This is a genomic window from Sphingopyxis sp. Q841, from assembly GCF_052384365.1.
GTDB classification, from domain to species: domain Bacteria; phylum Pseudomonadota; class Alphaproteobacteria; order Sphingomonadales; family Sphingomonadaceae; genus Sphingopyxis; species Sphingopyxis terrae_A.
Window position 1 is genome coordinate 887,158 of record NZ_JBQSUM010000001.1, and the last position, 23,302, is coordinate 910,459.

28 protein-coding genes are annotated in these 23,302 nt (G+C 64.6%); 13 read left to right on the forward strand and 15 right to left on the reverse strand.

Annotation, left to right across the window (positions count from 1 at the left end; all coding sequences use genetic code 11):
* Window positions 1-68: 68 nt before the first annotated feature.
* From ACT17R_RS04395 to ACT17R_RS04410, 4 genes are all read left to right on the forward strand, one after another.
* Complete coding sequence (locus tag ACT17R_RS04395) at window positions 69-632, forward strand: TetR/AcrR family transcriptional regulator (RefSeq protein WP_062764005.1); 564 nt, start codon at window positions 69-71, stop codon at window positions 630-632.
* Window positions 633-756: 124 nt separating this feature from the next.
* Window positions 757-1,407: an ATP-dependent Clp protease proteolytic subunit gene (locus ACT17R_RS04400; RefSeq protein ID WP_003040638.1), complete on the forward strand. Its 651-nt coding sequence runs from the start codon at window positions 757-759 to the stop codon at window positions 1,405-1,407.
* Window positions 1,408-1,574: 167 nt separating this feature from the next.
* Window positions 1,575-2,843, forward strand: coding sequence for an ATP-dependent Clp protease ATP-binding subunit ClpX (clpX, locus tag ACT17R_RS04405; RefSeq protein ID WP_003040640.1), 1,269 nt, complete (start codon window positions 1,575-1,577; stop codon window positions 2,841-2,843).
* A gap of 282 nt (window positions 2,844-3,125) precedes the next feature.
* The gene (locus ACT17R_RS04410; RefSeq protein WP_062900698.1) at window positions 3,126-5,624 is read left to right on the forward strand and encodes a TonB-dependent receptor; all 2,499 of its coding nucleotides are present in this window, start codon (window positions 3,126-3,128) and stop codon (window positions 5,622-5,624) included.
* A 113-nt stretch (window positions 5,625-5,737) separates the two neighbouring features.
* Here the strand turns inward: ACT17R_RS04410 and ACT17R_RS04415 are convergent, their stop codons facing one another.
* The 10 genes from ACT17R_RS04415 to ACT17R_RS04460 form a co-directional block, all read right to left on the reverse strand.
* Window positions 5,738-6,148: a SufE family protein gene (locus tag ACT17R_RS04415; protein ID WP_062900699.1), complete on the reverse strand. Its 411-nt coding sequence runs from the start codon at window positions 6,146-6,148 to the stop codon at window positions 5,738-5,740.
* A 138-nt stretch (window positions 6,149-6,286) separates the two neighbouring features.
* Window positions 6,287-6,541 carry a hypothetical protein gene (locus ACT17R_RS04420; protein ID WP_003040645.1) on the reverse strand — a complete coding sequence of 85 codons (255 nt, stop codon included), beginning with the start codon at window positions 6,539-6,541 and terminating at the stop codon, window positions 6,287-6,289.
* 23 nt (window positions 6,542-6,564) lie between these two features.
* Window positions 6,565-6,834: a hypothetical protein gene (locus ACT17R_RS04425; RefSeq protein WP_003040647.1), complete on the reverse strand. Its 270-nt coding sequence runs from the start codon at window positions 6,832-6,834 to the stop codon at window positions 6,565-6,567.
* Window positions 6,835-6,867: 33 nt separating this feature from the next.
* Window positions 6,868-7,116: a hypothetical protein gene (locus tag ACT17R_RS04430; protein WP_003040649.1), complete on the reverse strand. Its 249-nt coding sequence runs from the start codon at window positions 7,114-7,116 to the stop codon at window positions 6,868-6,870.
* Between the two features lie 16 nt (window positions 7,117-7,132).
* Entirely contained in the window at window positions 7,133-7,453 is a 321-nt protein-coding gene (locus tag ACT17R_RS04435; RefSeq protein ID WP_003040652.1) for a hypothetical protein, read from the reverse strand.
* Between the two features lie 11 nt (window positions 7,454-7,464).
* On the reverse strand, window positions 7,465-7,764 hold the full coding sequence (locus tag ACT17R_RS04440; RefSeq protein ID WP_003040654.1) for a hypothetical protein: 300 nt from the start codon (window positions 7,762-7,764) through the stop codon (window positions 7,465-7,467).
* 41 nt (window positions 7,765-7,805) lie between these two features.
* Window positions 7,806-8,186, reverse strand: a complete 381-nt coding sequence (gene pspC, locus ACT17R_RS04445; protein WP_003040655.1) for an envelope stress response membrane protein PspC — start codon at window positions 8,184-8,186, stop codon at window positions 7,806-7,808.
* Window position 8,187: 1 nt separating this feature from the next.
* On the reverse strand, window positions 8,188-8,463 hold the full coding sequence (gene pspB, locus ACT17R_RS04450) for an envelope stress response membrane protein PspB (protein WP_003040657.1): 276 nt from the start codon (window positions 8,461-8,463) through the stop codon (window positions 8,188-8,190).
* Window positions 8,464-8,475: 12 nt separating this feature from the next.
* Window positions 8,476-9,138 carry a phage shock protein PspA gene (pspA, locus tag ACT17R_RS04455; RefSeq protein WP_003040658.1) on the reverse strand — a complete coding sequence of 221 codons (663 nt, stop codon included), beginning with the start codon at window positions 9,136-9,138 and terminating at the stop codon, window positions 8,476-8,478.
* An 85-nt stretch (window positions 9,139-9,223) separates the two neighbouring features.
* Window positions 9,224-9,364 (reverse strand): hypothetical protein, encoded by a 141-nt coding sequence (locus ACT17R_RS04460; protein WP_156000919.1) that lies wholly within the window; start codon window positions 9,362-9,364, stop codon window positions 9,224-9,226.
* Window positions 9,365-9,540: 176 nt separating this feature from the next.
* Between ACT17R_RS04460 and pspF the strand changes: the two genes are divergently transcribed.
* Complete coding sequence (gene pspF / locus ACT17R_RS04465) at window positions 9,541-10,584, forward strand: phage shock protein operon transcriptional activator (protein ID WP_186402576.1); 1,044 nt, start codon at window positions 9,541-9,543, stop codon at window positions 10,582-10,584.
* Window position 10,585: 1 nt separating this feature from the next.
* Here the strand turns inward: pspF and ACT17R_RS04470 are convergent, their stop codons facing one another.
* The gene (locus ACT17R_RS04470) at window positions 10,586-11,101 is read right to left on the reverse strand and encodes a hypothetical protein (RefSeq protein ID WP_186402575.1); all 516 of its coding nucleotides are present in this window, start codon (window positions 11,099-11,101) and stop codon (window positions 10,586-10,588) included.
* Window positions 11,102-11,327: 226 nt separating this feature from the next.
* Here ACT17R_RS04470 and rplU point away from each other — a divergent pair, with 226 nt between their 5' ends.
* The 3 genes from rplU (at window position 11,328) to ACT17R_RS04485 (ending at window position 12,962) form a co-directional block, all read left to right on the forward strand.
* Window positions 11,328-11,798 carry a 50S ribosomal protein L21 gene (gene rplU, locus ACT17R_RS04475; RefSeq protein WP_062900703.1) on the forward strand — a complete coding sequence of 157 codons (471 nt, stop codon included), beginning with the start codon at window positions 11,328-11,330 and terminating at the stop codon, window positions 11,796-11,798.
* 47 nt (window positions 11,799-11,845) lie between these two features.
* Window positions 11,846-12,115, forward strand: a complete 270-nt coding sequence (gene rpmA, locus ACT17R_RS04480; protein ID WP_003040665.1) for a 50S ribosomal protein L27 — start codon at window positions 11,846-11,848, stop codon at window positions 12,113-12,115.
* Window positions 12,116-12,365: 250 nt separating this feature from the next.
* Window positions 12,366-12,962, forward strand: a complete 597-nt coding sequence (locus tag ACT17R_RS04485; RefSeq protein WP_003040668.1) for a GNAT family N-acetyltransferase — start codon at window positions 12,366-12,368, stop codon at window positions 12,960-12,962.
* 18 nt (window positions 12,963-12,980) lie between these two features.
* Here the strand turns inward: ACT17R_RS04485 and ACT17R_RS04490 are convergent, their stop codons facing one another.
* On the reverse strand, window positions 12,981-13,463 hold the full coding sequence (locus tag ACT17R_RS04490) for a hypothetical protein (RefSeq protein WP_062900704.1): 483 nt from the start codon (window positions 13,461-13,463) through the stop codon (window positions 12,981-12,983).
* Between the two features lie 6 nt (window positions 13,464-13,469).
* On the reverse strand, window positions 13,470-14,021 hold the full coding sequence (locus ACT17R_RS04495; RefSeq protein WP_186402572.1) for a copper chaperone PCu(A)C: 552 nt from the start codon (window positions 14,019-14,021) through the stop codon (window positions 13,470-13,472).
* Between the two features lie 163 nt (window positions 14,022-14,184).
* Between ACT17R_RS04495 and dnaK the strand changes: the two genes are divergently transcribed.
* Both dnaK and dnaJ read left to right on the forward strand, forming a co-directional pair.
* Complete coding sequence (dnaK, locus tag ACT17R_RS04500; protein ID WP_062900706.1) at window positions 14,185-16,089, forward strand: molecular chaperone DnaK; 1,905 nt, start codon at window positions 14,185-14,187, stop codon at window positions 16,087-16,089.
* Between the two features lie 59 nt (window positions 16,090-16,148).
* Window positions 16,149-17,285 carry a molecular chaperone DnaJ gene (gene dnaJ / locus ACT17R_RS04505; RefSeq protein ID WP_062900707.1) on the forward strand — a complete coding sequence of 379 codons (1,137 nt, stop codon included), beginning with the start codon at window positions 16,149-16,151 and terminating at the stop codon, window positions 17,283-17,285.
* A 118-nt stretch (window positions 17,286-17,403) separates the two neighbouring features.
* Here dnaJ and ACT17R_RS04510 read toward each other — a convergent pair whose 3' ends face one another.
* On the reverse strand, window positions 17,404-19,713 hold the full coding sequence (locus tag ACT17R_RS04510) for a patatin-like protein (RefSeq protein WP_444809389.1): 2,310 nt from the start codon (window positions 19,711-19,713) through the stop codon (window positions 17,404-17,406).
* 179 nt (window positions 19,714-19,892) lie between these two features.
* Here ACT17R_RS04510 and ACT17R_RS04515 point away from each other — a divergent pair, with 179 nt between their 5' ends.
* Entirely contained in the window at window positions 19,893-21,386 is a 1,494-nt protein-coding gene (locus ACT17R_RS04515; RefSeq protein ID WP_003040680.1) for a CpaF family protein, read from the forward strand.
* Window positions 21,387-21,413: 27 nt separating this feature from the next.
* On the opposite strand, the gene ACT17R_RS04520 is transcribed toward ACT17R_RS04515, so the two are convergent.
* Window positions 21,414-21,599 carry a hypothetical protein gene (locus ACT17R_RS04520; protein WP_186402570.1) on the reverse strand — a complete coding sequence of 62 codons (186 nt, stop codon included), beginning with the start codon at window positions 21,597-21,599 and terminating at the stop codon, window positions 21,414-21,416.
* Window positions 21,600-21,661: 62 nt separating this feature from the next.
* Here ACT17R_RS04520 and ACT17R_RS04525 point away from each other — a divergent pair, with 62 nt between their 5' ends.
* Entirely contained in the window at window positions 21,662-22,504 is an 843-nt protein-coding gene (locus ACT17R_RS04525) for a class I SAM-dependent methyltransferase (RefSeq protein WP_444809054.1), read from the forward strand.
* Window positions 22,501-23,274, forward strand: a complete 774-nt coding sequence (gene aat / locus ACT17R_RS04530) for a leucyl/phenylalanyl-tRNA--protein transferase (protein ID WP_444809390.1) — start codon at window positions 22,501-22,503, stop codon at window positions 23,272-23,274. Before ACT17R_RS04525 ends, aat begins: the two co-directional genes overlap by 4 nt.
* Window positions 23,275-23,302 lie beyond the last annotated feature (28 nt).

The following is a 23,302-nucleotide window of genomic DNA, read 5'->3' on the forward strand; positions in this document are numbered from 1 at the left end:
AGAAATAGGAATTACTTACAGTGGTGTCAATAGTAAAGAAACGGCTCAGCCCGGAGGAAAGCCGGTCGGTGGCGCTCGAAGCCGCGCGGCTGATCCTGATCGAGATGGGGCCGCAGGCGGTGACGCTGAAAGCCGTGGCATCGCGCATCGACCGCACCCACGCCAATCTGCTCCACCATTTCGGCAGCGCCGCCGGGCTGCAAAAGGCGCTCGCCGCCTATCTAGCCGAAACGGTGTGCGACACGATTGCGGCGAAGATGACGTCGTCGCCGCCGGGCGAACGCAATGTGCGCGAGATCGTCGACCTTGCCTTCGACGCCTTCGACAGCGGCGGCGCCGGGGCGCTCGCCACCTGGATGGCGGCGACGGGCAATGAGGACGCGCTCGACCCGATCCTCGATGCCATCCACCGCCTGATCGACGGAACGGCGCCCGACGCGCACGAAAAGCGGCTGATGCACGAAGACACGTTGGCGCTCGTGCTGATGGCGATGGGCGATGCCCAGCTTGGCGGCCCGATGGCCGAAGCGCTGGGCCTGCCCCGCGATACCGCGCGCACGCTCGCGACCGAACTCATCACCGGCCGCATCGCCGCCTTCTGGACCGAACAGGGCGGCAAGCCCCCGCAATAGCGGGGCGCGCCGGCACGCGATATTTGCCCCCTTGAATCCCTTACGCCACGCGCCGATGTAAGGCGCCGAGGGGCAGCCCGCCGGTTCGCGGCGGGCATCCCGGATACTGAAGGACGAAATTTCCATGATCGACCCGCTCGCCGCCCTTGTTCCCGTCGTCGTCGAACAGACGAGCCGCGGCGAACGCAGCTTTGACATCTTCTCGCGCCTGCTGCGCGAACGGATCGTCTTCGTGACGGGCGAGGTCGAGGACAATATGGCGTCGCTGATCGTCGCGCAGCTTCTGTTCCTCGAATCGGAAAATCCGAAGAAGGACATCTATATGTACATCAACTCGCCGGGCGGCGTCGTCACGGCGGGCATGGCGATCCACGACACGATGCAATATATCCGCCCCCGCGTCGGCACCGTGTGCATCGGCCAGGCGGCGTCGATGGGCAGCTTCCTGCTCGCCGCCGGCGAACCCGGCATGCGCGTCGCGCTGTCGAACGCCCGCATCATGGTCCACCAGCCCTCGGGCGGCGCGCGCGGCATGGCGTCGGACATCGAAATCCAGGCCAAGGAAATCCTGCGTATCCGCAAGCGGATGAACGACCTCTATGCGCAATATACGGGCAAGCCCTTGAAAGACATCGAAAAGGCGATGGATCGCGACACTTTCCTCGAAGCCGAGGAAGCGCGCGCATTCGGGATCGTCGATCATGTCTACGACCGCCGCCCCGCGCTCCCCGGCGACGAGGCGCCCAAGGAAATCAGCGAAGGTCCGACGCCCTGACGCCGGCCAGCCCGCTTTCGGTAACCGCGTTTGTTGACGCCCCCGTTCGCGGGCCGTCGTCAGGTTGGACATGTCCCAATGTCACCTAATTGCCATATTGTAATTGGGTGATCGCGGGCTAGGATGAAGGACGGCAGCGCCCTTTTGCGGCTGCCAGAGGAAGATTTATGACGAAATTGAGCGGCTCGGACAGCAAGAGCACTCTTTACTGCTCCTTCTGCGGCAAGTCGCAGCATGAAGTCCGCAAGCTGATTGCCGGCCCCACCGTGTTCATCTGCGATGAATGCGTCGAACTGTGCAACGACATCATCCGCGAGGAAATCAAGGGCGGGGTCGCCGCGCGCAAGGATGGCGCGGTGCCGACGCCGCTCGAAATCTGCCAGCACCTCGACAATTATGTGATCGGCCAGAACACCGCCAAGCGCGTGCTGTCGGTCGCGGTCCACAACCATTACAAGCGCCTCGCCAATTCGGGCCGCGGCGACGATGTCGAACTGGCGAAGTCGAACATCCTGCTCGTCGGCCCGACGGGCAGCGGCAAGACGCTGCTCGCGCAGACGCTGGCGCGCTTCCTCGACGTGCCTTTCACCATGGCCGATGCAACGACCCTCACCGAAGCCGGCTATGTCGGCGAGGATGTCGAGAATATCATCCTGAAGCTGCTGCAGGCCAGCGACTATAATGTCGAAAAGGCGCAGCGCGGCATCGTCTATATCGACGAGATCGACAAGATCAGCCGCAAGGCCGAGAATCCCTCGATCACGCGCGACGTGTCGGGCGAAGGCGTGCAGCAGGCGCTGCTCAAGCTGATGGAAGGCACCACCGCGAGCGTGCCGCCGCAGGGCGGGCGCAAGCATCCGCAACAGGAATTCCTGCAGGTCGACACGACCAACATTCTGTTCATCGCGGGCGGCGCCTTTGCCGGCCTCGAAAAGATCATCGGCGACCGCCTGCAGGGCAAATCGATCGGTTTCGGCGCGCATGTCGCCGGCCCCGACGAGCGCCGCGCGGGCGAGGTGCTCAAAAATATCGAGCCGGAGGATCTCCTCAAGTTCGGCCTGATTCCCGAATTCGTCGGCCGCCTGCCGGTGATCGCGACGCTCGAGGATCTCGACATCGACGCGCTGGTCAAGATTTTGGGCGAGCCCAAGAATGCGCTGATCAAGCAGTATAAGAAGCTGTTCGATCTCGAAGAAGTCGCGCTGACCTTCACCGACGACGCGCTAGTCGCGGTCGCCAAAAAGGCGATCGAACGCAAGACCGGCGCGCGCGGGCTGCGCTCGATCGTCGAGGCGATCCTGCTCGATACCATGTTCGACCTGCCCGACCTCACCGACGTGATCGAAATCGTCGTCGACAAGGACGTCGTCGAAGGCCGCAAGGCGCCGGTGCGCGTCTACGCCGACAAGGCGAAGGAAGCAGGCGACGCCGCCTGAGTCGAGTCGCGGCGCGCACCCGCGCCGCGGTTTCGCCCCTGCCAATGTTGCATTGCAGCAACAGTTGCACGAAAAAACGCAGCGCTGCCTTTCGATAATTCTGCCGCAGCGACGGAAATTCGCGCTTTTTTGACCTTTTCCCGCGCCTGGGCGCCGGCGCGGCTTGCACTGTCACATTTGCTGTCACAATCGTGCCACATGCGGGCTTCAGGGGCGCTCGCAGGTCAAGCGCGCCCCAAGCCGCGCGCCTGCCGAATGCCACAATCAAGGGGACAACCTGTCATGAATTTCCGCAACACGCTCGCCGCTGGCGCCGCGCTGCTTCCGCTTGCGCTGCTTTCCACGCCGGCCTTTGCCCAGTCGACGGGCTCGGTCGATTTCGACAACGAAATCGTCGTCACCGGCACCTCGGCGCAGGACGTCGCCGGCATCCAGTCGCCCGATACGTCGAAGGCGAAGTCGGTTCTGGGTCAGGAAGTGATCGCGCGTCAGAACCCCGGTCAGACCATTCTCGACACCATCAACCTGGTCCCGGGCGTCGTCTTCACCAACAATGACGCTTATGGTTCGTCAGGCGGTCAGCTGACCATCCGCGGCTTTTCGGCCGACCGCATCAGCCTGACCTTCGACGGCGTTCCGCTGAACGACTCGGGCAACTATGCCATCTATTCGAACCAGCAGCTCGATCCCGAACTGATCGAACAGGTCAACGTCAACCTCGGTTCGACCGACGTCGACAGCCCGACCGCCGCGGCAACCGGCTCGACCGTCAACTACCGCACGATGACCCCGACCGAAGAATTCGGTGTCAAGGTCTCGGGTTCGGCGGGCGAATACAGCTTCTTCCGCGTTTTCGGCCTGATCAACACCGGCGAATTCACGCCGTTCGGCACCCGCGCCTTCATCTCGGCTTCGAGCGCATCGAACGACAATCCGTTCAACAACTATGGCCGCGTTCGCAAGAAGCAGTTCAACGGCCGCATCTGGCAGCCGATCGGCAGCAACGGCGACTTCATCTCGGTGGCCGGTCACTATAACGAGAACCGCAACAACTTCTTCGGTTCGGTTAGCCTGCGTAACGATCGCGCCGTTCCCTCGGGCTTCCCGCAGTCCTCCGACGAGCGCGAATATAACATCAACTATCCGTGCACGATCGACACGCCGCAGGCCGGCGCTCCTGACTCCACCAACGGCTGCGGCACCGAATTCGATCGTCGCTACAACCCGTCGAACACCGGAAACATTCGCGGCGCATCGAAGTTCACCCTGTCGGACGGCCTCACCCTGACCGTCGATCCGAGCTACCAGTATGTGAAGGCGAACGGCGGCGGCACGGTTACCGGCCGCGAAGACCTCCGCAACGTCGGTGGCACAAACATCCCCGGCTTCGTCGGCGGCCGCTATTATTTCGGCGTTGACCTCAACGGCGACGGCGATCTGCTCGATCAGGTCACGCTGCTTGCACCGAGCCAGACCCAGACGCACCGCTATGGCGTGATCGCCAACCTGCGTTGGGATATTTCGGACGGTCAGACCGTTCGTATCGGCTACACCTTCGACCGCGCGCGTCACCGTCAGACGGGTCAGGTCCTGGGGCTCCAGCAGAATGGCGAACCGCTTGACGTCTTCCCGGTCAACAATCCGCTGATCGATTCGACCGGCACCGTCATGCAGAAGCGCGATCGCCTGTCCTACGCGACGCTGAACCAGATCTCGGGCGAATATCGCGGCGAATGGATGGACGGCTCGCTCGTCACCACGCTCGGCATTCGTGCGCCTTTCTTCAAGCGCGACCTGAATAACTACTGCTTCACGACCAGCGACTCCGGCTTCCTCGATTGCTTCGGTCAGAATGCCGCGTCGAACGCGATCTACGCGGCCGCGAACCCGGCAGTTCAGGGTCCGCAGCGCCGCGTGCTCAAGTATGACGACATTCTTCCGAACGTCGGCCTGCTGTTCAAGCCGAGCAACCGCATGTCGATCTTTGCGAACTATTCGAAGGGTCTGCAGGTTCCGGGCACGGACTCGCTTTACAACGCGTTCTTCTTTGCACCGAACACCGCATCGGCGCGTCCGATGCCTGAAAAGTCGGATAACTTCGACCTTGGCGTTCGCTATCGCACCGGTCAGGTTCAGGCGCAGCTTTCGGGCTGGTTCACGAAGTACAGCGATCGTCTGGCTTCGGCTTATGACCCCGTCACCGAACGCAACGTGTACCGCAACCTCGGCCGCGTCGACAAATATGGCATCGATGGCAGCATCGCCTATCAGCCGGTATCGAACCTCGCGCTCTATGTGTTCGGTTCGTACCTAAAGTCGGACATCAAGGACGACGTCCAGTCGGGCGTGGATGGCAATGGCGATCCGGTTTTCGCACCGACCGCCGGCAAGCGCGAATCGGGAGCGCCCGCCTACACCTTCGGTGGCTCGGCGCGCGGCACCCTCGGCCCGGTCGAACTGGGCGTCACGGCGAAGCGCACCGGTGGCCGTTACATCTACGACACCAACCTGCCGGTCACGGCGACGGTCAATGGAACCAGTGTTGAAGTCTATCCGGCCAAGACCAATGCGTATTGGCTGGTCAACCTCGATGCGCGCCTGAGCCTGGAATTCCTGGGTCTGAACGACAAGACCTTCTTCCAGCTCAACGTCTACAACCTGTTCGACAAGCTCTACGTCGGCAGCTACACGACCTCGCTCGCTCAGGGCACGTCGTCGCCGCCGTTCGCCCAGATCGGCGCACCGCGCACGATCAGCGGCACGCTGACCGTCGGCTTCTAAGCCCCCAGCAGTATGCGAAAATCAGGGCGCGGGAGGAAACTCCCGCGCCCTTTTTCGTGCTTGTCAGTAGGACGTGCCGACCTCGTTGGCGATGGATAGTTGAATCGGGATGCTCAGGCGCCGGCGATGCGCCGCGCCGTGTCCTGGACCAAGGCAATCATGTTGGGGACGCCCTGCGTGCGGTTCGACGACAGCTGGCGGGTCAGGTCGAACGGGGCGAGCGCGGCGGCGATGTCCATCGCGGCGACCTCTGCCGCGGGCTTGTCCTGCACCGCGGCGAGTACGAGCGCGACGATCCCCTTGGTGATCGCGGCATTGCTGTCGGCAAGGAAGTGCAACCGGTCGCCGTCATGCGGCAGCGGGTAGACCCAGACGCTCGCCGAGCAGCCGCGGACCAGCGTCGCGTCGGTCTTGAGCGGATCGGGCATCGGCTCCAGTTCGCGACCGAGATCGATCAGCAGGCGATAACGATCGTCGCCGTCGAGGAAGTCATATTCTTCGAAAATGTCGTCGAGGCTGCGCATGGTCGCGGCCGTGGCAGAAAGCGCGTTGGAAGGAAAGCCTCTCTCACGGCGTCATTGCGAGCGTGGCGAAGCCATCCGGAGGAAGCGTGGGCCGCCCTGGGTCGCTTCGCTACGCTCGCAATGACGGAGGCAGGCTGATCAAAGATCGACCCCCGCCGCAATGGCTTCGAGCTTGCGCAGCCGTTCCTTGAGGTCGGCGATCTCGATCCGCGATCCGGCGTTCGGCACCGCAGGGTCCTGGCCGACGCTGTGGCAGATGGCGAGTTCTTCGCGCTTGAGCTGGATCCAGTCGCGCCAGCCGCGCAGCGCGGCGAGGCTGACGATGCCGAGAGCGGACAGCGCCACTGCGGCGGTGACAAGATTGGTTGCGAGGTCAGAAGTGATGGCGGCCATGACAGGGCTCCTTCTTCGTCACATCAGGGGTGCGAACGATCGCGCAGCTTCTCGATTTCCTCGTCGAGGCTGACGGCGCGATTATTGTCGGTGGCGATCCGTTCGAGCACCTGGATGCGCTCTTTCAATTGACGGATTTCGGCTTGCAGCGCCTTGGTCTCGGCATCCTGATTCGCGTTGCCGACGAAATACTCGTTGCCGCGGCGGTCGCGGTGGACGCCATATTTCGCCCGGACAATGCTGCCGATCGTCACGATCAGCACGATGCCGATGACCATTTCAAAGGGGTTCATGGGGAGCGATCCTTTCGGTCTTGTCTTGTCTTGTCAGTTCAGCGGGGCTTCGCGCAGCTTCTCGATCTCGTCGGCGACGTCGATTCCCTTGTCGGTAACGATGCGTTCGAGGACGCGGACGCGCGCTTCCAGCCGCTCGGTCTGCGCCGCATATTGCGCGGCCTTTTCGGCGGTGAGTTCGGACTGCTTCTCGATCATCTTCTGCTGGTGCTTGGACCAGATGGCGAAGCCGCCGAGGAGAAAGGGGGCAAGCGGGATCAGGATCCAGATGGTATCGCTCATGACGGCTGCTCCTTCCTCAGTTCGCCGGACGCCGCAGCGCCTCGATCTCGCGCTCCAGCCGGTGGCCTTCGTCGGTGACGATGCGTTCGACCACCGCCAGGCGATCCTTGACCGATCCGAGTTCGGCGCGAAGCTGGGCATTTTCCTGGCTGATCAGCTTGACGCGTTCCATCGCCTCGTCGCTGGTCTTGGGATAGATCGCCTTGCCCCAGCTGTTTTCGAGGGGATAGCCGTGCTTGATGCGCAGCCAGGTGGTGAAAATCCAGCCGCCGATTGCCGCGAGGCCGATGATCGCCGCGACCGGCGCGATTGCTTCCTTCAGGATGATGAAGTCCATGGTTATTCCCCTCAGCGCAGGCTGTCTATCTGACTGGCGAGCTGCGCCGCCTGTCCGTTGGTGTCGGTCGCAATGCGTTCGAGAACCGAGATGCGTTCCTCCAGCCGGACGATCTTGCCGGCGAGCTTGGCATTGTCGCTTTCGAGCAGTGCGATTTTTCGATCAGCGTCGGCGTCGGTTCGATGAACCGTGCCGCCCCATTCATTTTCAACCGGATAGCCGTGTTTGGCGCGGATCCAGGTGGTGAACATCCAGCCGGCCATCGAGATACCGATGATGGCGAGGACGAAAGCGGGACCACCGAAATTCATGTTTCAACTCCCTGTTGCCATGGTTCCGGGCGTCGCCGGGATCAGCGCAGTGCGTCGATCTCGTCGGCGAGGCGGCGGTTGTGGCTCGTGTAGTAAAGTTCGATGTCGGCAAGCCGGCGATCGATGTCGCGGAAGCGCGAGCGGATGTCGCGGGTGGAGGCGCTGGGGTTCGAGCGCACGCCCTGCCAGAATTTCGCCTCTTCCTGCGAGCCATAGAGCGCGAAGGGCTTCGGCTGCGCCATCCAGGCAACGAGCCAATAGGCGATCAGCGTCCAGGGGAAGCCCCCCATTAGCGTCAGCAGCACCGCGCCGACGCGGACCCACAGGGCGTCGATCCCGCTATAGTCGGCGATGCCCGCACAGACGCCGCTCCATTTGGCGTTCTGTTTGTCGAGATAGAATTTCGTGCGGCTAGCGGACATCTCAGTTCCTCCTGCTGATGTTTTCAAGCTGCGCCAGATCTTCATCGCTGCGAACCGCGGGGCGGAAATCGGGATGGTCGGCGCTGATGATCCGTTCGACGGTATGCAGGCGGGCTTCGAGACGGCGCGCCGTGTCATACATTTCGTCGAGCAGCTGTTCATCCTCTCCGGTCAATGTCTTGGCCTGCTTCCACTTGGTTATGTAGTGGAGGATCAGCCAGGGCAGACCGAGGAAGAGCGTGCCGATGACGATCGGGACAATGATCACTTCTTCCATCGGTCCGGCTCCTTAGTTCTTGCCCTGCGCGGCTTTCAGCGCGGCGAGTTCGTCGGCAACCTTGTCGGCCGCCTGCAGCTCGGCGATTTCTTCGTCGAGCGACTTCTTGTAGCCGAGGCCCAGCGCGTCGGCACGGCCTTCGGCTTCGTCGACGCGGCGTTCGAGCGTTTCGAAGCGCGAGAAGGCGTCCTGGACGCGGTCGCCATTGGTCATTTCGCGCAGGCGATAGCGGTTTTCGGCGCTTTCGAGGCGATTGACGACGCTCGACTGACGCGCGCGCGCTTCGCTGAGCTTCTTCTGCAACTTGGTGATGTCGGCTTCATAGCCCTTGAGCGCATCGTCGAGCACGGCGATTTCGGCCTTCAGCTTTTCGGCCATGTCGCCGGCCTTCTGCTTTTCGACCAGCGCGGCGGTGGCCAGGTCTTCGCGATCTTTCGACAGCGCCAGTTCGGCCTTTTCCTTCCAGCTGTCCTGAAGGCTTTCCAGCTTCGCGATGTGGCGACGCATTTCCTTCTGGTCGGCGATGGTGCGGGCGGCCGAGGCGCGGACTTCGACGAGGGTTTCGTTCATCTCGAAGATGATCTGGCGGATCATCTTTTCGGGATCTTCGGCCCGGTCAAGCAGATCGGTGACGTTGGCGGCGATGATGTCGCGGGTTCGTGAAAAAATACCCATGGTCTATGCTCCTGTCGAAATTCGTCGAAAATGGCTGGTGCCGGGGCGGGGCAAGGGGGGAGAGTGCCCCGGCACCAGTTTTCGGTCAGGCCACGAGGCTGACCGCCGGGGTTGCAGCAGCGACGTCGTAAACGACCTGCGGATGGTCGATCACCCCGACAAGGATGGCCAGCGCACCGACCGCGCTGAGCGCGAAAGTGGCAGTCTGGGCAAACAGCGTCTTCATGATCGTTCCTTCCTGTTTTTCGCTGCACCGGAGCTTTCTGCGCCGGTTCGCAAATATCGATGCATGAGGCGTGCCAATTGCCGAAAGCGGCGGAAAGGCGCCCAAATTCACACGGAATCACCCCGTCCGAACAAAATGCCTTGCCAATCAGCGGGAAATTTTGCCAATGATTGGGAATGGAGCGCGAAACGCAGTTCATCGGCCAGTCGGTCGCCTTTCAGGATGCGGTCGAACGCGCGAGCCAGGCGGCGACGCTTGACCGTCCGGTGCTGGTGATCGGCGAGCGCGGCACCGGCAAGGAACTGATCGCCGAACGCCTGCACCGCCTGTCGGCGCGCTGGGACCGGCCCTATGTGATCATGAATTGCGCCGCGATGCCCGAGACGCTGATCGAAAGCGAATTGTTCGGGCATGAGGCGGGGGCCTTTACCGGCGCGACGAAGACGCGCGCGGGGCGCTTCGAGGAGGCCGACGGCGGCACCTTGTTCCTCGACGAGCTCGCGACAATGTCGATGGGCGCGCAGGAGCGGCTGCTCCGCGCGGTCGAATATGGCGAGGTGACGCGCGTCGGTTCGTCGCGGCCGATCCGCGTCGACGTCCGCATCGTCGCCGCGACCAACGAGCATCTGCCCGCGCTGGTCGATGAAAACCGCTTTCGCGCCGACCTGCTCGACCGGCTGTCGTTCGAGGTCATCACCCTGCCCCCGTTGCGCGCGCGCGAAGGCGATATCGAGGTGCTCGCCACCTATTTCGGACAGCGCATGGCCGCGGTGCTCGGCTGGGACGAATGGCCGGGCTTCGGCCCGCGCGCGCTCGCGGCGATGGAGGGCCACGACTGGCCGGGCAATGTCCGCGAACTCCGCAACGTCATCGAGCGCGCCATCTATCGCTGGGCCGACCCGACGCGTCCGGTCGACGCGCTGAGCTTCGACCCCTTCGCCAGCCCGTGGCAGCCCGCAGTGCGCAACACGCAGGCGAAAGCCGACGCGGCGCCCCCTGCCCCCTCCGCGCCCGGTGACGATAGCGCAATGGCAACCCCGGCCCCGCCCACCGGCGGCGCCGTCAGCGATCTGCGCGCGGCGGTCGATGCCTATGAACGGCAAATCCTGTCGGACACGATGGCGCGCTGCCGGTTCAACCAGAAGGTCGCCGCCGAAGCGCTGGGTCTGAGCTATGACCAGATCCGCCACGCGCTGAAAAAGCACGGGCTCAACAACTGAGCTATTGCCCAGGCAGCCGCCGCTCGAGCGCGGCCAGGACATCGTCCTGCGCCGCCAGCATCGCCGCGAGCTTGTCGCGCAGCGCATAGATTTCGGGCAGGCCGTCGACCGATTCGGCGATGCTGCGTTCAAGATAGAGGCGGTCGATGTCCGCTAGCGCGTCGGTCAACGGCGCGCGCGCCGCCTGAAGGCGCGAGATCGCCTGTTGCGCCACGACCCAGCTTTCGCTGGAAATCGCCGCGCCGCCCGCTGCGGTGACGGCCGCCTCGGTCGGCGCCCGTTCGCGCGCGAAGGCCTGCTGCGCGCCCGCCGCGTCCGATTCCCACCGCGCCAGCCGCCCGGCCAGATCGGTCGGCAGCGGCCCCGGCGGCGGCACAACGACAGACGGCGGCGCGACGTCGAAACGTCCCTCGACCGGACGTTTCGCCAGCGAAGGATAGTCGCCGCCCTGTGCAGCGGCGCAGGCCGACAGCGGGATTGCGGCCATCAGCGGCAGGATTGCAAGGATTGGCTTCATCGCCGCCCCTGATATGGGCGCAGACGCATCGCAGCAAGCCGAATCGGAGGAGCGGCGCCGCGCGCCCCGAACCGCCCCTTTCGCGATGAAAAGCGCGGAAATATGCGGTTGACAGCATCGCCGTTCGCCGCTAGTGGCGCTGACTTTCCCGCATGCCGGAAAAATCGGTCGCTTCGGCGGCTGACCGGGAGCGCGGGTGTTTTAGTTTCTGATTGGATGGAAGACCATGTTCGCAATCGTGCGCACGGGCGGCAAGCAGTATCGCGTCGCCGCTGGAGACAAGATCGCCGTCGAGAAGATCGAAGGCGCGGCCGGTGACACCGTGTCGCTGGGTGACGTTCTGCTGGCCGGTGACGGCGGCGATGTGAAGGATGCGAAGGGTCTGACCGTTTCGGCCGAGATCATCGCCCAGACCCGCGGCGAAAAGGTCATCGTCTTCAAGAAGCGCCGCCGGCACAATTATCGCCGCCGCAACGGCCATCGTCAGTCGCTGACGCTGCTGCGCATCACCGCGATCGGCGAAGCCAAGAAGGCCGCTCCCAAGAAGGAAGCGGCGCCGAAGGCCGAAGAAGCCGCCGCTGCGCCCGCGCCCGAAAAGAAGGCTGCTGCGCCGAAGAAGGCCGCTGCGCCCAAGGCCGAAGCTGCCGCCGAAAAGAAGCCCGCTGCCAAGAAGGCGGCCCCCAAGAAGGACGCCTGAGCGCGATCACGCGGCTCGGCTGAAGAACGAAACAAGGAGTTTAGGTCATGGCACATAAGAAAGCAGGCGGTTCGTCGCGCAACGGTCGCGACTCGCAGGCCAAGCGCCTTGGCGTGAAGAAGTTCGGCGGTCAGGAAGTGATCGGCGGCAACATCATCGTGCGCCAGCGCGGCACCAAGGTGTACCCGGGCGTCAACGTCGGCATCGGCAAGGACCACACGCTGTTCGCGACCGCGGACGGCCGCGTCCGATTCCACGATGGCAAGCTTGGCCGCAAATATGTGTCGGTCGACGCCATGGCGGAAGCCGCCGAATAAGGACGATCTTCCAGGGTCGTCCACCAAGGGACGACCCGGAACGGTCCTTTCCGCCCAGGCGGGAACAAAGTTCGAAAAGAGGGAGACGGGTCGCCCCCGGTCTCCCTTTTTTCTTGCCCGGGATCCGGACCAACCCGGTCCCTTTGAATTTCCGGCGCGAAAACAGGGCCATCCATCTCCCTCGCATATCGACTGTCGTCAAAGCGTCACCATCTGGCGCCACGGCGACAGGCAAATGGGAGTGACGAAAATGTTTGCGCGTACCGAAAGACTGTTGCTGCGGCCCGGCTGGCTCGAAGATGCCCCCGCACTCGCCCGTGCAATCGGCGAGGAAGCGGTGGTGCGCAACCTGGCGCGGGCGCCCTGGCCCTATGGCATGGACGAGGCGCAGGACTTCCTCGGCCGTCCGGTCGATCCGGCGCAGCCGAGCTTCCTGATTTTCGCGCGCACCGGCGGCGCCCCGCGCCTCGTCGGCGGCTGCGGCATCGCGCCGAGCCCCGAAGGTCCGCTCGAAATGGGCTATTGGATCGCCCGCCCCTATTGGGGCCTTGGCTTTGCGACCGAAGCGGGTCGCCAGCTCGTCCGGATCGCGCGCGCGATGCAATTGCCGAAGCTGACCGCGGGGCATTTCCTCGACAACCCGGCCTCGGGCGCGGTGCTTCGCAAGCTGGGCTTCCGTCCCACGGGGCAGATCGCGCAGCGCTACAGCGTCGCGCGCGGCCGCGACGTTGCGTGTGCGCTGTTCGAAGAGGGCGAGGGTGACGGCAGCGATGTCGTCACCCCGATGCGCGGCCGTATCGACAGCGACGCCGATTTTCGCGAACAGTTCCGGCTGATCGCTGCCTGACGCCGCGCGGCGCGGCACCTATGCCGCCGCCCCGCCGTCCGCGAAGGGCAGGATCGCGCGATAGGCCTCTACCCCCGGCGCGCCGGCGATCGTCGCGCCTTGGGTAAGCAGCCAGTAATGGCGCACGATCTCTGCCTGCTGTTCGAGCCCGTAGCGTGCAAGCGGCCAGCCCGGCTTGACGCTGTAACCATAGCTCGCGAAGGGATGGCGCATCAGCACCAGATACCAGCGCCCGCGCGTCTGCGCCTGCCACACATGCGTCATTTCGTGGACGAACAGGCCCTTCAGCGACCGCGACGCGGCGGCGAAATCGTCGCAGTATAAATCGCCGTGCGGGTGGAAATGCAGCGACCCCATCGGCGCCATCACGACGCGGCGCGGCTGGAAGAATATCCATTTGCGATGGCATATGCGCACCCGGTCATAGGCGATCGCATCGCCGAAGACCGACCGGGCCAGCGCAATTTCGCCCGCCGTCAGGGGCCGCGACGGCCTTGCCACGAGTGCTTACTTCTTCGCCGCGTCCGTGTTGGCCGCGCCATGGTCCATCGAGCCATACTCCATCCCGGCCATCGCACCCGTCGGCGCGTCGCCGCTGCCGTCGGCGCTCGCGCCCGGCGCCGGCTTGATCGGCAGGTCGAAGAGGATGCGGTCATTGTTATAATTGGTGAAGACGAACTGCATCGGCAGCTTGCCGGCGCGCACCGCGGCGCCGTTGATGTGCCAGATCATCAGATGCTTGCCGCCGGGCTTGAATTCCAGCTCGCCCTTCGCGGGGACGGTCGCCGTGGTCAGCGGCTTCATCGTCACCACGCCATTTTCCTTGACGCTTTCGTGCATTTCGACGCGCTGCGCGAGGTCGGCGGTCACCGCGACCAGTTCGACATCCTGCGGACCGCCCTTGATCGTGAAGTAGCCCGCGGCGGGGCTGTCGGGGGTCGCGCCCATCTGAATATAGCCGGCGACCACCGCGAGCTGCGGGTCGCTGCCGATTTTACCGTTGCAGCCGGTGAGGGCGAGGGCGCTGGCTGCAAGGGCGGCGATGGCGAAAGGCTTCATGATGCGGGACTCCCGAAATGCGTCGATTTTCGATCCACAGTAAGCGGTCAAAACCCTTGTGCCAAGGATTAGCGCACCTATATCGCGCCCATCAAACCCGCAAGGGAACCCATGTGCGGCGCGCCTCTTTAGGGCGCCGGAAAATGATAAGGACGTTGAGACTATGGCCAAAGTGATCGGGATCGACCTCGGCACCACGAACAGCTGTGTCGCGGTGATGGAAGGCGGCAAGCCCAAGGTTATCGAAAATGTGGAAGGCACGCGGACGACCCCGTCGATCGTCGCCTTCGCCAAGGATGGCGAGCGCCTGATCGGCCAGCCGGCAAAGCGCCAGGCCGTCACCAATCCCGAAAACACCATTTTTGCGGTGAAGCGCCTGATCGGCCGCCGCTTTGACGACCCCATGACCAAGAAGGACATGGAACTCGTCCCCTACACCATCGTCAAGGGCGCCAACGGCGACGCGTGGGTCAAGGCGGGCGGCGAAGATTATTCGCCGTCGCAGATCAGCGCTTTCATCCTTCAGAAGATGAAGGAAACCGCCGAAGCCTATCTGGGCGAAAAGGTCGAGCAGGCGGTGATCACCGTTCCGGCTTACTTCAACGACGCGCAGCGCCAGGCGACCAAGGACGCCGGCAAGATCGCCGGCCTTGAAGTGCTGCGCATCATCAACGAGCCGACCGCGGCCGCGCTCGCCTATGGTCTCGACAAGAGCGAGAACAAGACCATTGCGGTCTATGACCTTGGCGGCGGCACCTTCGACATCTCGGTGCTCGAAGTGGGCGACGGCGTGTTCGAGGTGAAGTCGACCAACGGCGACACCTTCCTGGGCGGCGAGGATTTCGACAGCAAGATCGTCGAATATCTGGCCGACGGCTTCAAGAAGGACGAAGGCATCGACCTGCGCGGCGACAAGCTGGCGCTTCAGCGGCTGAAGGAAGCCGCCGAAAAGGCGAAGATCGAACTGTCATCGGCCGCGACGACCGAGGTCAACCTGCCCTTCATCACCGCCGACGCCAACGGGCCGAAGCACCTCGTCAAGACGATCACCCGCTCCGATCTGGAAAAGCTGGTCGAAGAGCTGATCAAGCGGACCCTCGAACCGTGCAAGAAGGCGATCAAGGACGCAGGCGTTTCGGCTAGCCAGATCGACGAAGTCGTGCTGGTCGGCGGCATGACCCGCATGCCGCGCGTGCGCGAAGTCGTGAAGGATTTCTTCGGCAAGGAACCGCACACCGGCGTCAACCCCGATGAAGTCGTCGCGATCGGCGCGGCGATCCAGGCGGGCGTGCTGCAGGGCGACGTCAAGGACGTGCTGCTGCTCGACGTGACCCCGCTGAGCCTCGGCATCGAGACGCTGGGCGGCGTGTTCACGCGCATGATCGACCGCAACACGACGATCCCGACTAAAAAGAGCCAGGTCTATTCGACCGCCGACGACAATCAGTCGGCGGTGACGATCCGCGTGTTCCAAGGCGAGCGCGAAATGGCCGCCGACAACAAGATGCTCGGCCAGTTCGATCTGGTCGGCATCCCGCCGGCGCCGCGCGGCGTGCCGCAGATCGAGGTGACCTTCGACATCGACGCCAACGGTATCGTCAACGTCAGCGCGAAGGACAAGGGCACCGGCAAGGAACAGCAGATCAAGATCCAGGCTTCGGGCGGACTTTCGGATGCTGACATCGACCAGATGGTCAAGGACGCCGAACAGTTCGCCGAAGAGGACAAGAAGCGCCGTGAGGCAGCCGAGGCGAAGAACAACGCCGAAAGTCTGATCCACACGACCGAGCGCCAGATCGCCGAGCATGGCGACAAGATCGACGCCGGGCTGAAGTCGGAAATCGAAGCGGCGATCGCCGAAGCCAAGACGGCCGTCGAAGGCGGGGACAGCGCTGCGATGACCGAAAAGGCGCAGGCGCTGGCGCAGGTCGCGATGAAGCTGGGCCAGGCGATCTACGAAAAGGAACAGCAGGCCGCGGCATCGCCCGCCGCCGATGCTGACGAGAAGAAGGCCGACGACGATGTCGTCGATGCCGAATTCTCCGAAGTCGAAGACGACAAGAAGTAAGCATGAAACTCTCCCCGTCGCGCTTCCCGGCGCGGCGGGGCAGAGGGGGCCGATAGACCATGTCGCTCGACATCGATTATTACGAACTGCTCGAATGCGAGCGCGGCGCCGACGACGCGACGCTGAAAGCCAGCTACCGCAAGCTCGCCATGAAATACCACCCCGACAAGAATCCGGGGTGCGGCGACAGCGAAGCGCGGTTCAAGGCAATCAACGAAGCCTATGATTGCCTCAAAGACCCGCAAAAGCGGGCAGCCTACGACCGCTTCGGCAAGGCGGCGTTCCAGAATGGCGGCGGCCCGGGCGGCGGCTTCGGTGGCGGCGCCGAATTCGGCGATATCGGCGACATTTTCGAATCGATCTTCGGGTCGGCTTTCGGCGGCGGTCGGCAGCAGCAGCGCGGCCCCGCGCGCGGCGCCGACCTGCGCTACGACATGGAAATCCGGCTCGAAGACGCTTTTGCCGGCTGCAGCCGCGAGATTCAGGTCGATGTCGCTGCGCGCTGCGACGTCTGCGACGGGTCGGGCGCGAAGCCCGGCACCGCGACGCACCGCTGCACCACCTGCAACGGCCACGGCAAGGTCCGCGCGCAGCAGGGCTTTTTCATGGTCGAGCGCACCTGCCCGCACTGCCAGGGATCGGGCGAGGTCATCACCGACCCGTGCGGCACCTGTCACGGCGAAGGCCGTGTCGACCGGCGCAAGACGCTGACCGTCGAAATCCCGCCCGGCGTCGATGAAGGCACGCGCATCCGCCTGCAGGGCGAAGGCGAAAGCGGCGCGCGCGGCGCAGCGGCTGGTGACCTCTACATCTTCCTCCACATGGCGCGGCACAAGCTGTTCGAACGCGAAGGCACGACGTTGTTCACGCGCGCGCCGATCAGCTTCACCACCGCCGCGCTCGGCGGCTGCATCACCATCCCCGGCCTCGACGGGCGCAAGCATGACATCAGCATTCCCGCGGGCATCCAGTCGGGCAAGCAGCTTCGTCAGCGCGGCGCCGGGATGCCCGTGCTCAACGGTCGCGGCCACGGGGACCTGGTGGTTCAGATCGACGTCGAAACCCCGACGCGGCTGAATGCCAAGCAGAAGGAATTGCTGCAGGCGTTCCGCGAAACCGAGACCGGCGAAGAATGCCCGGCAAGCCAGGGCTTTTTCGGACGGCTCAAGGAAATGTGGGACGATCTGACGGATTAGGCTTCCATACTTCTCACCTCGTCATTGCGAGGAGCGCCGCGACGAAGCAATCTCCAGCCATCGTCCTACCACCTCGATAGCTGGAGATTGCTTCGCTTCGCTCGCAATGACGGGTGAGTTACCCAATCTCGCCCCGCAATTCGGCAATCAGCGCCGCGACCTTGGGTAAGCGCGGTTCCTCTTCATCGAGGATCGCGTAGAAAGCCCGGCGTTTGAGCGCCGCCAGTTCGTCGGTGCGCAGCGCACCCTCGCCGCCGACGCTCGACGCGACGATGTCGATCAGCCGGTCGGCACCGTGGAGCCGCCCCCACAGATAGTCATTCTCGCGATAGGCGCGGCTGAAGAAGGCGCCGAAGCTGTTGAACTCGATCCCCTTGAGCATCGACGCCGCGCCGCCGGTGCGGATCGCGGTCGCGTCCGACGGCGAGATGCGGTCGATCTTGATGGGATCGAATTCGTCGAACCCCTCGCCCTGCAACAGCGGCAGGGTGGCAATGTCGTAAAAAGGATAGCCGAGATAGGCGAGCAGCATCGTGCGCCGGTCGTCCTTGGGCAGGCTGCCGAGCGCGGCGGCGATCAATATATCGGCATCGGCATCGACGCTGACCAGATCGCGCCGTTCGGCGATCGCGTCGATCCACTGCGCCGCGCTGGCGTCGGCGGGCACGTCGAGCCGCTCGAGCCACTGGTCGCCCTCGCGTTCGAGATAGAGGCCGAGCGCGGTGTAGATCGCGCCGCGCATCGTCTCGCACGCCGGATCGGGCGCATCGCGCTTTGCCTCGACCGCGGCGTCGAGTTCGCGCGCGAGGAAGCGCAGACGCCGGATGCGAAAGCCAAGGTCGTGGGTGCGGAAAAAGGCAATCGCGTCGGTGCTCGCGCCCGAACCGCGCTTGCCCGAAATGCGGTCGAGCCCGCGGCTGCGGATTTCGTCCCACACGGCGTCGCGCCGGTTGCGCTGATGGATGTCGCCCTCGGGCGGTGCCAGCCGGTCGATCAGCGCGACCAGCTCCTCGACCACCGCCGAGAGCTTGAGGTGGCCATAGGGCGCATAGGCGAAGCCGGCGCGCGCCGCCGCCTCGGCCTGCGCCTTTGCGCGCCAGCGGTCGAGCCGCGCCGGGGTCGGGGTGTTGAGGAAGAAGGTCGTGCCGAACAGCGCCGCCACCTGCTCCTCGACCTCGACCTTCATCGCATCGACGACGCGCTGCATGCGGCGGATGCGCCGCGACATATTCTCGATCGCCTCGACGCTGTCGCGGATCGGCTGTTCGCGCGGAATTTCGGACAGTGCGCCGAGGATGGTCGAAAAAAAGCCCGGCGGGCGGCGCGCTTCGCCCTCGCCTGCCTCGCCAGGCTTGCCGAAGCTGATCGAGCGATAATCGGGCTTGGGATCGATATAGACGAAGCGCCGGTCGATCTCGCGCCGCGCCGGCCGCTGCTTGAGCGCCGCGATCGCCGGACGGAACGGCGCGTTGGCGAGCACCGACCCGTCGATGAGCACCCGGTCGGACGGATCGGCCTCGCTTCCGGTCGGGAGCTGGACGCGGACGAAATCGGCGCGCGCCAGCCAGGCGATACCGCGCTTTTCGAGTACGCTGTCGAGTTCGCGCAGCGTGAAGGGCGGAAAGGCGCCGGGAAAGCTGGCGGTCGCGCGCGCCGCGGCGGCGAGGCCGGGGACGTCGTCGAGCCGCTTGCCCGCGCGGCCGTCCTGCCGGAAATGCATAATCAGCCGGTGTTCCTGCTCGGTCACGCGCGGCGGACTGTTGAGCGCGAGCGGCATGCTGTGCCCCGCATAGTCGGTCACCGAGACGAATAGGTCGACCGGCTGCCCCGCCGGCAGCAGTGGCCGCCCCTGCGGCCCCGACGCCATCGCATCGAAGGCATCGAGCAGCAGGCCGGAGAAAATCTGTCCGCCGAAGGGCGGTTCGAACCAGCGCGCGCGCACGAAGCGCGACAGCTTGGCGCGCACCTCGTCCTGCGCGCCCTCGCCCACCGTGCGGTCGATGACATTGCCGCGCCGCTTCATCGCCCAGCCGGCGATCGGCACCGCCCAGAATTTGGTTGCCGCCGACAACGGCCGCGCATCCGGGTCGATCAGCCGGTCGACATCGGCATCGTCGAGCCATAATTCGGTGAGCGGGTCGAGCGACTGGCCGGTCGCCATTGCCCGCGCGAGGAAAATGCCGTTGATCCCCCCCGCGCTGGCGCCCGCGATGATGTCGGCAAGGACGCGCAGCTTGATCCCGCTGCGCGCCGCGAGCGCGACCAGCAATTCGCCATAGGCATCGACCGCCGCCGGTTCCGCCTCGTCGTGAAAGGTGCGCGACGCCGCCGCGAGCCGCCACACTTCCTTGGTGATGCCGTGCATGTAGACGGCAAGGCTGATGCCGCCGTAGCAGATCAGGGCAAAGCGTAATTCCTTCTCGCGCATCGGCGACCTGATAGCGCGCTTCCGCACGCCGCGTCACCCCTTGCCGGTCGGTTCCCGAAAAGCCGGGCGGCGCATTAGGACAATATCAAAGTTTCCGATTTATTCACCGTGTCGAATGGGGGTTTGGCCATCAAATGTGGCCGATTTCCCAGTCTGTAGAGTCGAAGCAGGAAGAAGCGATGAGTGCATTCGGACGCCGTCCCGGAACCGCAGGCCGCCCCGCCTTTGGCGTGGCCAAGCCGATGCAGGCTGGCCCCGGCATGGCCGGCGGCGCGCAATTTCCTGCGATCGACACGCCGGCCGCCGAGGCACCCCCGCCGCCGTCGAACCTGAGCCCCGAAATGGAGGCGATGGAGCGGCTGAACCAGCGGTCGACCGCCGAGGCGATGGAGCCCGAAAAGGCGCAGGGCTTCGAAGCCAGCGTCCACAAAATCAAGGAACAGGTGCTGCCGCGCCTGCTCGAACGCGTCGATCCCGAGGCCGCGGCGACGCTGTCGAAGGACGAGTTGACCGAGGAATTCCGCCCGATCATCCTCGAAGTGCTCGCCGAGCTGCGCATCACGCTCAACCGCCGCGAGCAATTCGCGCTCGAAAAGGTGCTCGTCGACGAATTGCTCGGCTTCGGCCCGCTCGAAGAGCTGCTCTCCGACCCCGACATCAGCGACATCATGGTCAACGGCCCGTATCAGACCTATGTCGAGCGCAAGGGCCAGCTCGTCATCGCACCGATCCAGTTCCGCGATGAACAGCATCTTTTCCAGATCGCCCAGCGCATCTGTAACCAGGTCGGCCGCCGCGTCGACCAGACAACGCCGCTCGCCGACGCCCGTCTCAAGGACGGCAGCCGCGTCAACGTGATCGTGCCGCCGCTCTCGCTTCGCGGAACCGCGATCTCGATTCGTAAATTCTCGGCTAAGCCGATCACGCTCGACATGCTCTGTCAGTGGGGCGCGATGAGCCAGAAGATGTGCACCGCGCTGAAGATCGCAGGCGCGAGCCGGTTCAACATCGTCATCTCGGGCGGTACGGGTTCGGGTAAGACGACGATGCTCAACGCGCTCTCCAAGATGATCGACCCCGGCGAGCGCGTGCTGACCATCGAGGATGCCGCCGAATTGCGGCTACAGCAGCCGCACTGGCTGCCGCTCGAAACGCGCCCCGCGAACCTTGAAGGCAACGGTGCCATTCACATGGGCGACCTTGTGAAGAACGCGCTGCGTATGCGTCCTGACCGCATCATCATGGGCGAAGTCCGCGGCGCGGAGTGTTTCGACCTCCTCGCCGCAATGAACACCGGTCACGACGGGTCGATGTGTACGCTGCACTCGAACAGCCCGCGCGAATGCCTTGGCCGTATGGAGAACATGGTGCTGATGGGCGACATCAAGATTCCGAAGGAAGCGATCTCGAAACAGATCGCCGACTCGGTCGACCTGATCGTCCAGATCAAGCGTCTGCGCGATGGCTCGCGCCGCGTCACCAACGTGACCGAGGTAATCGGCATGGAAGGCGACGTCATCGTCACCCAGGAATTGTTCAAGTTCGAATATTTGGACGAGGACAAGGACGGAAAGATCATCGGCGAATATCGCTCGATGGGCCTGCGTCCCTATACGCTGGAAAAGGCGCGCCAGTACGGCTTCGATCAGCCGTACCTCGAGGCCTGCCTGTAAGCTCCGCCTGCGGGGGGGAGGTGACGCTTAGGGCTTGAGCGCCAGCGCCGCCGCCACGATCGCGACCGCCACGCTCACCAGCGCGATGCCGCGCCACGGCATGAAACCGACGTTGTCGACGTCGTGGCGATTGCGGCGGCGCCACTCGGCGAGTTCGGCGACACCGAACAGGATCGCAGCAGTTACGCTCACCGACAGCATCGACACTTGCATTGACGCTCAACCCTTCGCAAACAGGGGATCTTCCCCCCCCCCCCCAGTGACGAGGTGCCGATATGCGTTCGCTTCCGATTATTGCAACCGCTCTTCTTGCCGCCACCGCTCCGGCGTTCGCGATGGCCGATCCGCACGCCGGACATGGCGATCATGGCGCACACGGTGCCGCGCCGGACGGCGCGATCGCCGCAGCGGTGGCGGCGCCGACCCGCACCCCCGCCAACGTCGCGCGCGACGCGGCGCGCCATCCCGCCGAAACGCTAGCCTTCTTCGGCGTGAAGCCGGGCGATACGGTCGTCGAGCTGTGGCCGGGCGGCGGCTGGTATACCGAGATTCTGGCGCCGCTGACCCAAAGCGGTGGCGGCACGCTCTATGCCGCGGCCCCGTGGGAGCGCGGGCTGAATACGGTCCGCAAATGGCAGGAGGCCAAGCCCGACGCCTATGGCGCGGTCAAGCTCGCCGAATTTCCTGCAACCGGTGCCGGACCCAAGGTGCCCGACGGCAGCGCCGACGTGGTGCTGACCTTTCGCAACGTCCACAACTGGCGCTTCGGCGGCATGGACAAGACCGCCGAAGCCTTCCAGCAAATCTATGCGATGCTGAAGCCCGGCGGCGTACTCGGCGTCGTCGACCACCGCCTGCCCGAGGGGATGGATTCGGCACTCGAGGAAAAGAGCGGCTATATGAAGCGCTCGTCGGTCGTCGCCTTTGCCGAAGCCGCCGGCTTCACGCTGGCGGGCGAAAGCGAGGTCAACGCCAACCCCCGGGACACGCACGATTATGAAAAGGGCGTGTGGAGCCTGCCGCCGACGCTGACCAACAAGGATGTCGACCGCGAAAAATATGTCGCGATCGGCGAATCGGACCGCATGACGCTGAAGTTCGTGAAGCCGGCAAGCTGAGCAAGCCGCTCGAAACGATCGACCCCGCGCTGCTGCTCAGCGCCTATGCGCAGGGGATATTCCCGATGGCCGACGGGGCGGACGACCCGTCGGTCCATTGGGTCGAACCGCGGCTGCGCGCGATCCTGCCGCTCGATGGCTTTCACCTGTCGCGCAGCCTGCGCAAGCTGCTGCTCGCCGACCGTTTCCGCGTCACCACCGACACCGCCTTTCCCGCGATGACGGCGCTGTGCGCCGAAGCCGCCGACGACCGGCCGACGACGTGGATCAACCCGGTGATCCGTGCGAGCTACGAACGATTGTTCCGCATGGGCCATGCCCATAGCGTCGAATGCTGGTACGACGGGGAGTTGGTCGGCGGCCTCTATGGCGTGTCGCTGGGGCGCGCCTTTTTCGGCGAGTCGATGGTCAGCCGGATGCGCGACGCCTCGAAAATCGCGCTCGCGCATCTCGTCGCGCGGCTCAGGGCCGGGGGCTTCGAGCTGCTCGATTGCCAGTTCATGACGCCGCACCTCGCCAGCCTGGGCGCGATCGAAATGCCCCAGGCCGCCTATCTCGCGCGGCTTTACTCGGTGTTGTCGGGGGCCGGCGATGCGGCCTTGGGTGCCGCCGCGGGAGCGGCCGGAGCCGGAGTACCCTCGCCGCCATTCCCGGCGGGCGACTGGTCGGCGCTCGATGCCTTGGGCGCCGATACTGCCTTAGGCGCGGAGCGCGCGACGGGTTCGCCGCCCGGATATGTCATCGCACAGCTTTTGACGAAGACATCATAGATCGGGTGCTGGATCACATTGCGCTCGG

What these genes read in the sequence shown, in the direction of transcription:
- ACT17R_RS04400 (WP_003040638.1), top strand. Translation starts at nt 757, where the DNA reads ATGATCGACCCGCTCGCCGCCCTTGTTCCCGTCGTCGTCGAACAGACG.
- clpX (WP_003040640.1), top strand. Translation starts at nt 1,575, where the DNA reads ATGACGAAATTGAGCGGCTCGGACAGCAAGAGCACTCTTTACTGCTCC.
- ACT17R_RS04410 (WP_062900698.1), top strand. Translation starts at nt 3,126, where the DNA reads ATGAATTTCCGCAACACGCTCGCCGCTGGCGCCGCGCTGCTTCCGCTT.
- ACT17R_RS04415 (WP_062900699.1), bottom strand. Translation starts at nt 6,148, where the DNA reads ATGCGCAGCCTCGACGACATTTTCGAAGAATATGACTTCCTCGACGGC.
- ACT17R_RS04420 (WP_003040645.1), bottom strand. Translation starts at nt 6,541, where the DNA reads ATGGCCGCCATCACTTCTGACCTCGCAACCAATCTTGTCACCGCCGCA.
- ACT17R_RS04425 (WP_003040647.1), bottom strand. Translation starts at nt 6,834, where the DNA reads ATGAACCCCTTTGAAATGGTCATCGGCATCGTGCTGATCGTGACGATC.
- ACT17R_RS04430 (WP_003040649.1), bottom strand. Translation starts at nt 7,116, where the DNA reads ATGAGCGATACCATCTGGATCCTGATCCCGCTTGCCCCCTTTCTCCTC.
- ACT17R_RS04435 (WP_003040652.1), bottom strand. Translation starts at nt 7,453, where the DNA reads ATGGACTTCATCATCCTGAAGGAAGCAATCGCGCCGGTCGCGGCGATC.
- ACT17R_RS04440 (WP_003040654.1), bottom strand. Translation starts at nt 7,764, where the DNA reads ATGAATTTCGGTGGTCCCGCTTTCGTCCTCGCCATCATCGGTATCTCG.
- pspC (WP_003040655.1), bottom strand. Translation starts at nt 8,186, where the DNA reads ATGTCCGCTAGCCGCACGAAATTCTATCTCGACAAACAGAACGCCAAA.
- pspB (WP_003040657.1), bottom strand. Translation starts at nt 8,463, where the DNA reads ATGGAAGAAGTGATCATTGTCCCGATCGTCATCGGCACGCTCTTCCTC.
- pspA (WP_003040658.1), bottom strand. Translation starts at nt 9,138, where the DNA reads ATGGGTATTTTTTCACGAACCCGCGACATCATCGCCGCCAACGTCACC.
- ACT17R_RS04460 (WP_156000919.1), bottom strand. Translation starts at nt 9,364, where the DNA reads ATGAAGACGCTGTTTGCCCAGACTGCCACTTTCGCGCTCAGCGCGGTC.
- pspF (WP_186402576.1), top strand. Translation starts at nt 9,541, where the DNA reads ATGGAGCGCGAAACGCAGTTCATCGGCCAGTCGGTCGCCTTTCAGGAT.
- ACT17R_RS04470 (WP_186402575.1), bottom strand. Translation starts at nt 11,101, where the DNA reads ATGAAGCCAATCCTTGCAATCCTGCCGCTGATGGCCGCAATCCCGCTG.
- rplU (WP_062900703.1), top strand. Translation starts at nt 11,328, where the DNA reads ATGTTCGCAATCGTGCGCACGGGCGGCAAGCAGTATCGCGTCGCCGCT.
- rpmA (WP_003040665.1), top strand. Translation starts at nt 11,846, where the DNA reads ATGGCACATAAGAAAGCAGGCGGTTCGTCGCGCAACGGTCGCGACTCG.
- ACT17R_RS04485 (WP_003040668.1), top strand. Translation starts at nt 12,366, where the DNA reads ATGTTTGCGCGTACCGAAAGACTGTTGCTGCGGCCCGGCTGGCTCGAA.
- ACT17R_RS04495 (WP_186402572.1), bottom strand. Translation starts at nt 14,021, where the DNA reads ATGAAGCCTTTCGCCATCGCCGCCCTTGCAGCCAGCGCCCTCGCCCTC.
- dnaK (WP_062900706.1), top strand. Translation starts at nt 14,185, where the DNA reads ATGGCCAAAGTGATCGGGATCGACCTCGGCACCACGAACAGCTGTGTC.
- dnaJ (WP_062900707.1), top strand. Translation starts at nt 16,149, where the DNA reads ATGTCGCTCGACATCGATTATTACGAACTGCTCGAATGCGAGCGCGGC.
- ACT17R_RS04510 (WP_444809389.1), bottom strand. Translation starts at nt 19,713, where the DNA reads ATGCGCGAGAAGGAATTACGCTTTGCCCTGATCTGCTACGGCGGCATC.
- ACT17R_RS04515 (WP_003040680.1), top strand. Translation starts at nt 19,893, where the DNA reads ATGAGTGCATTCGGACGCCGTCCCGGAACCGCAGGCCGCCCCGCCTTT.
- ACT17R_RS04520 (WP_186402570.1), bottom strand. Translation starts at nt 21,599, where the DNA reads ATGCAAGTGTCGATGCTGTCGGTGAGCGTAACTGCTGCGATCCTGTTC.
- ACT17R_RS04525 (WP_444809054.1), top strand. Translation starts at nt 21,662, where the DNA reads ATGCGTTCGCTTCCGATTATTGCAACCGCTCTTCTTGCCGCCACCGCT.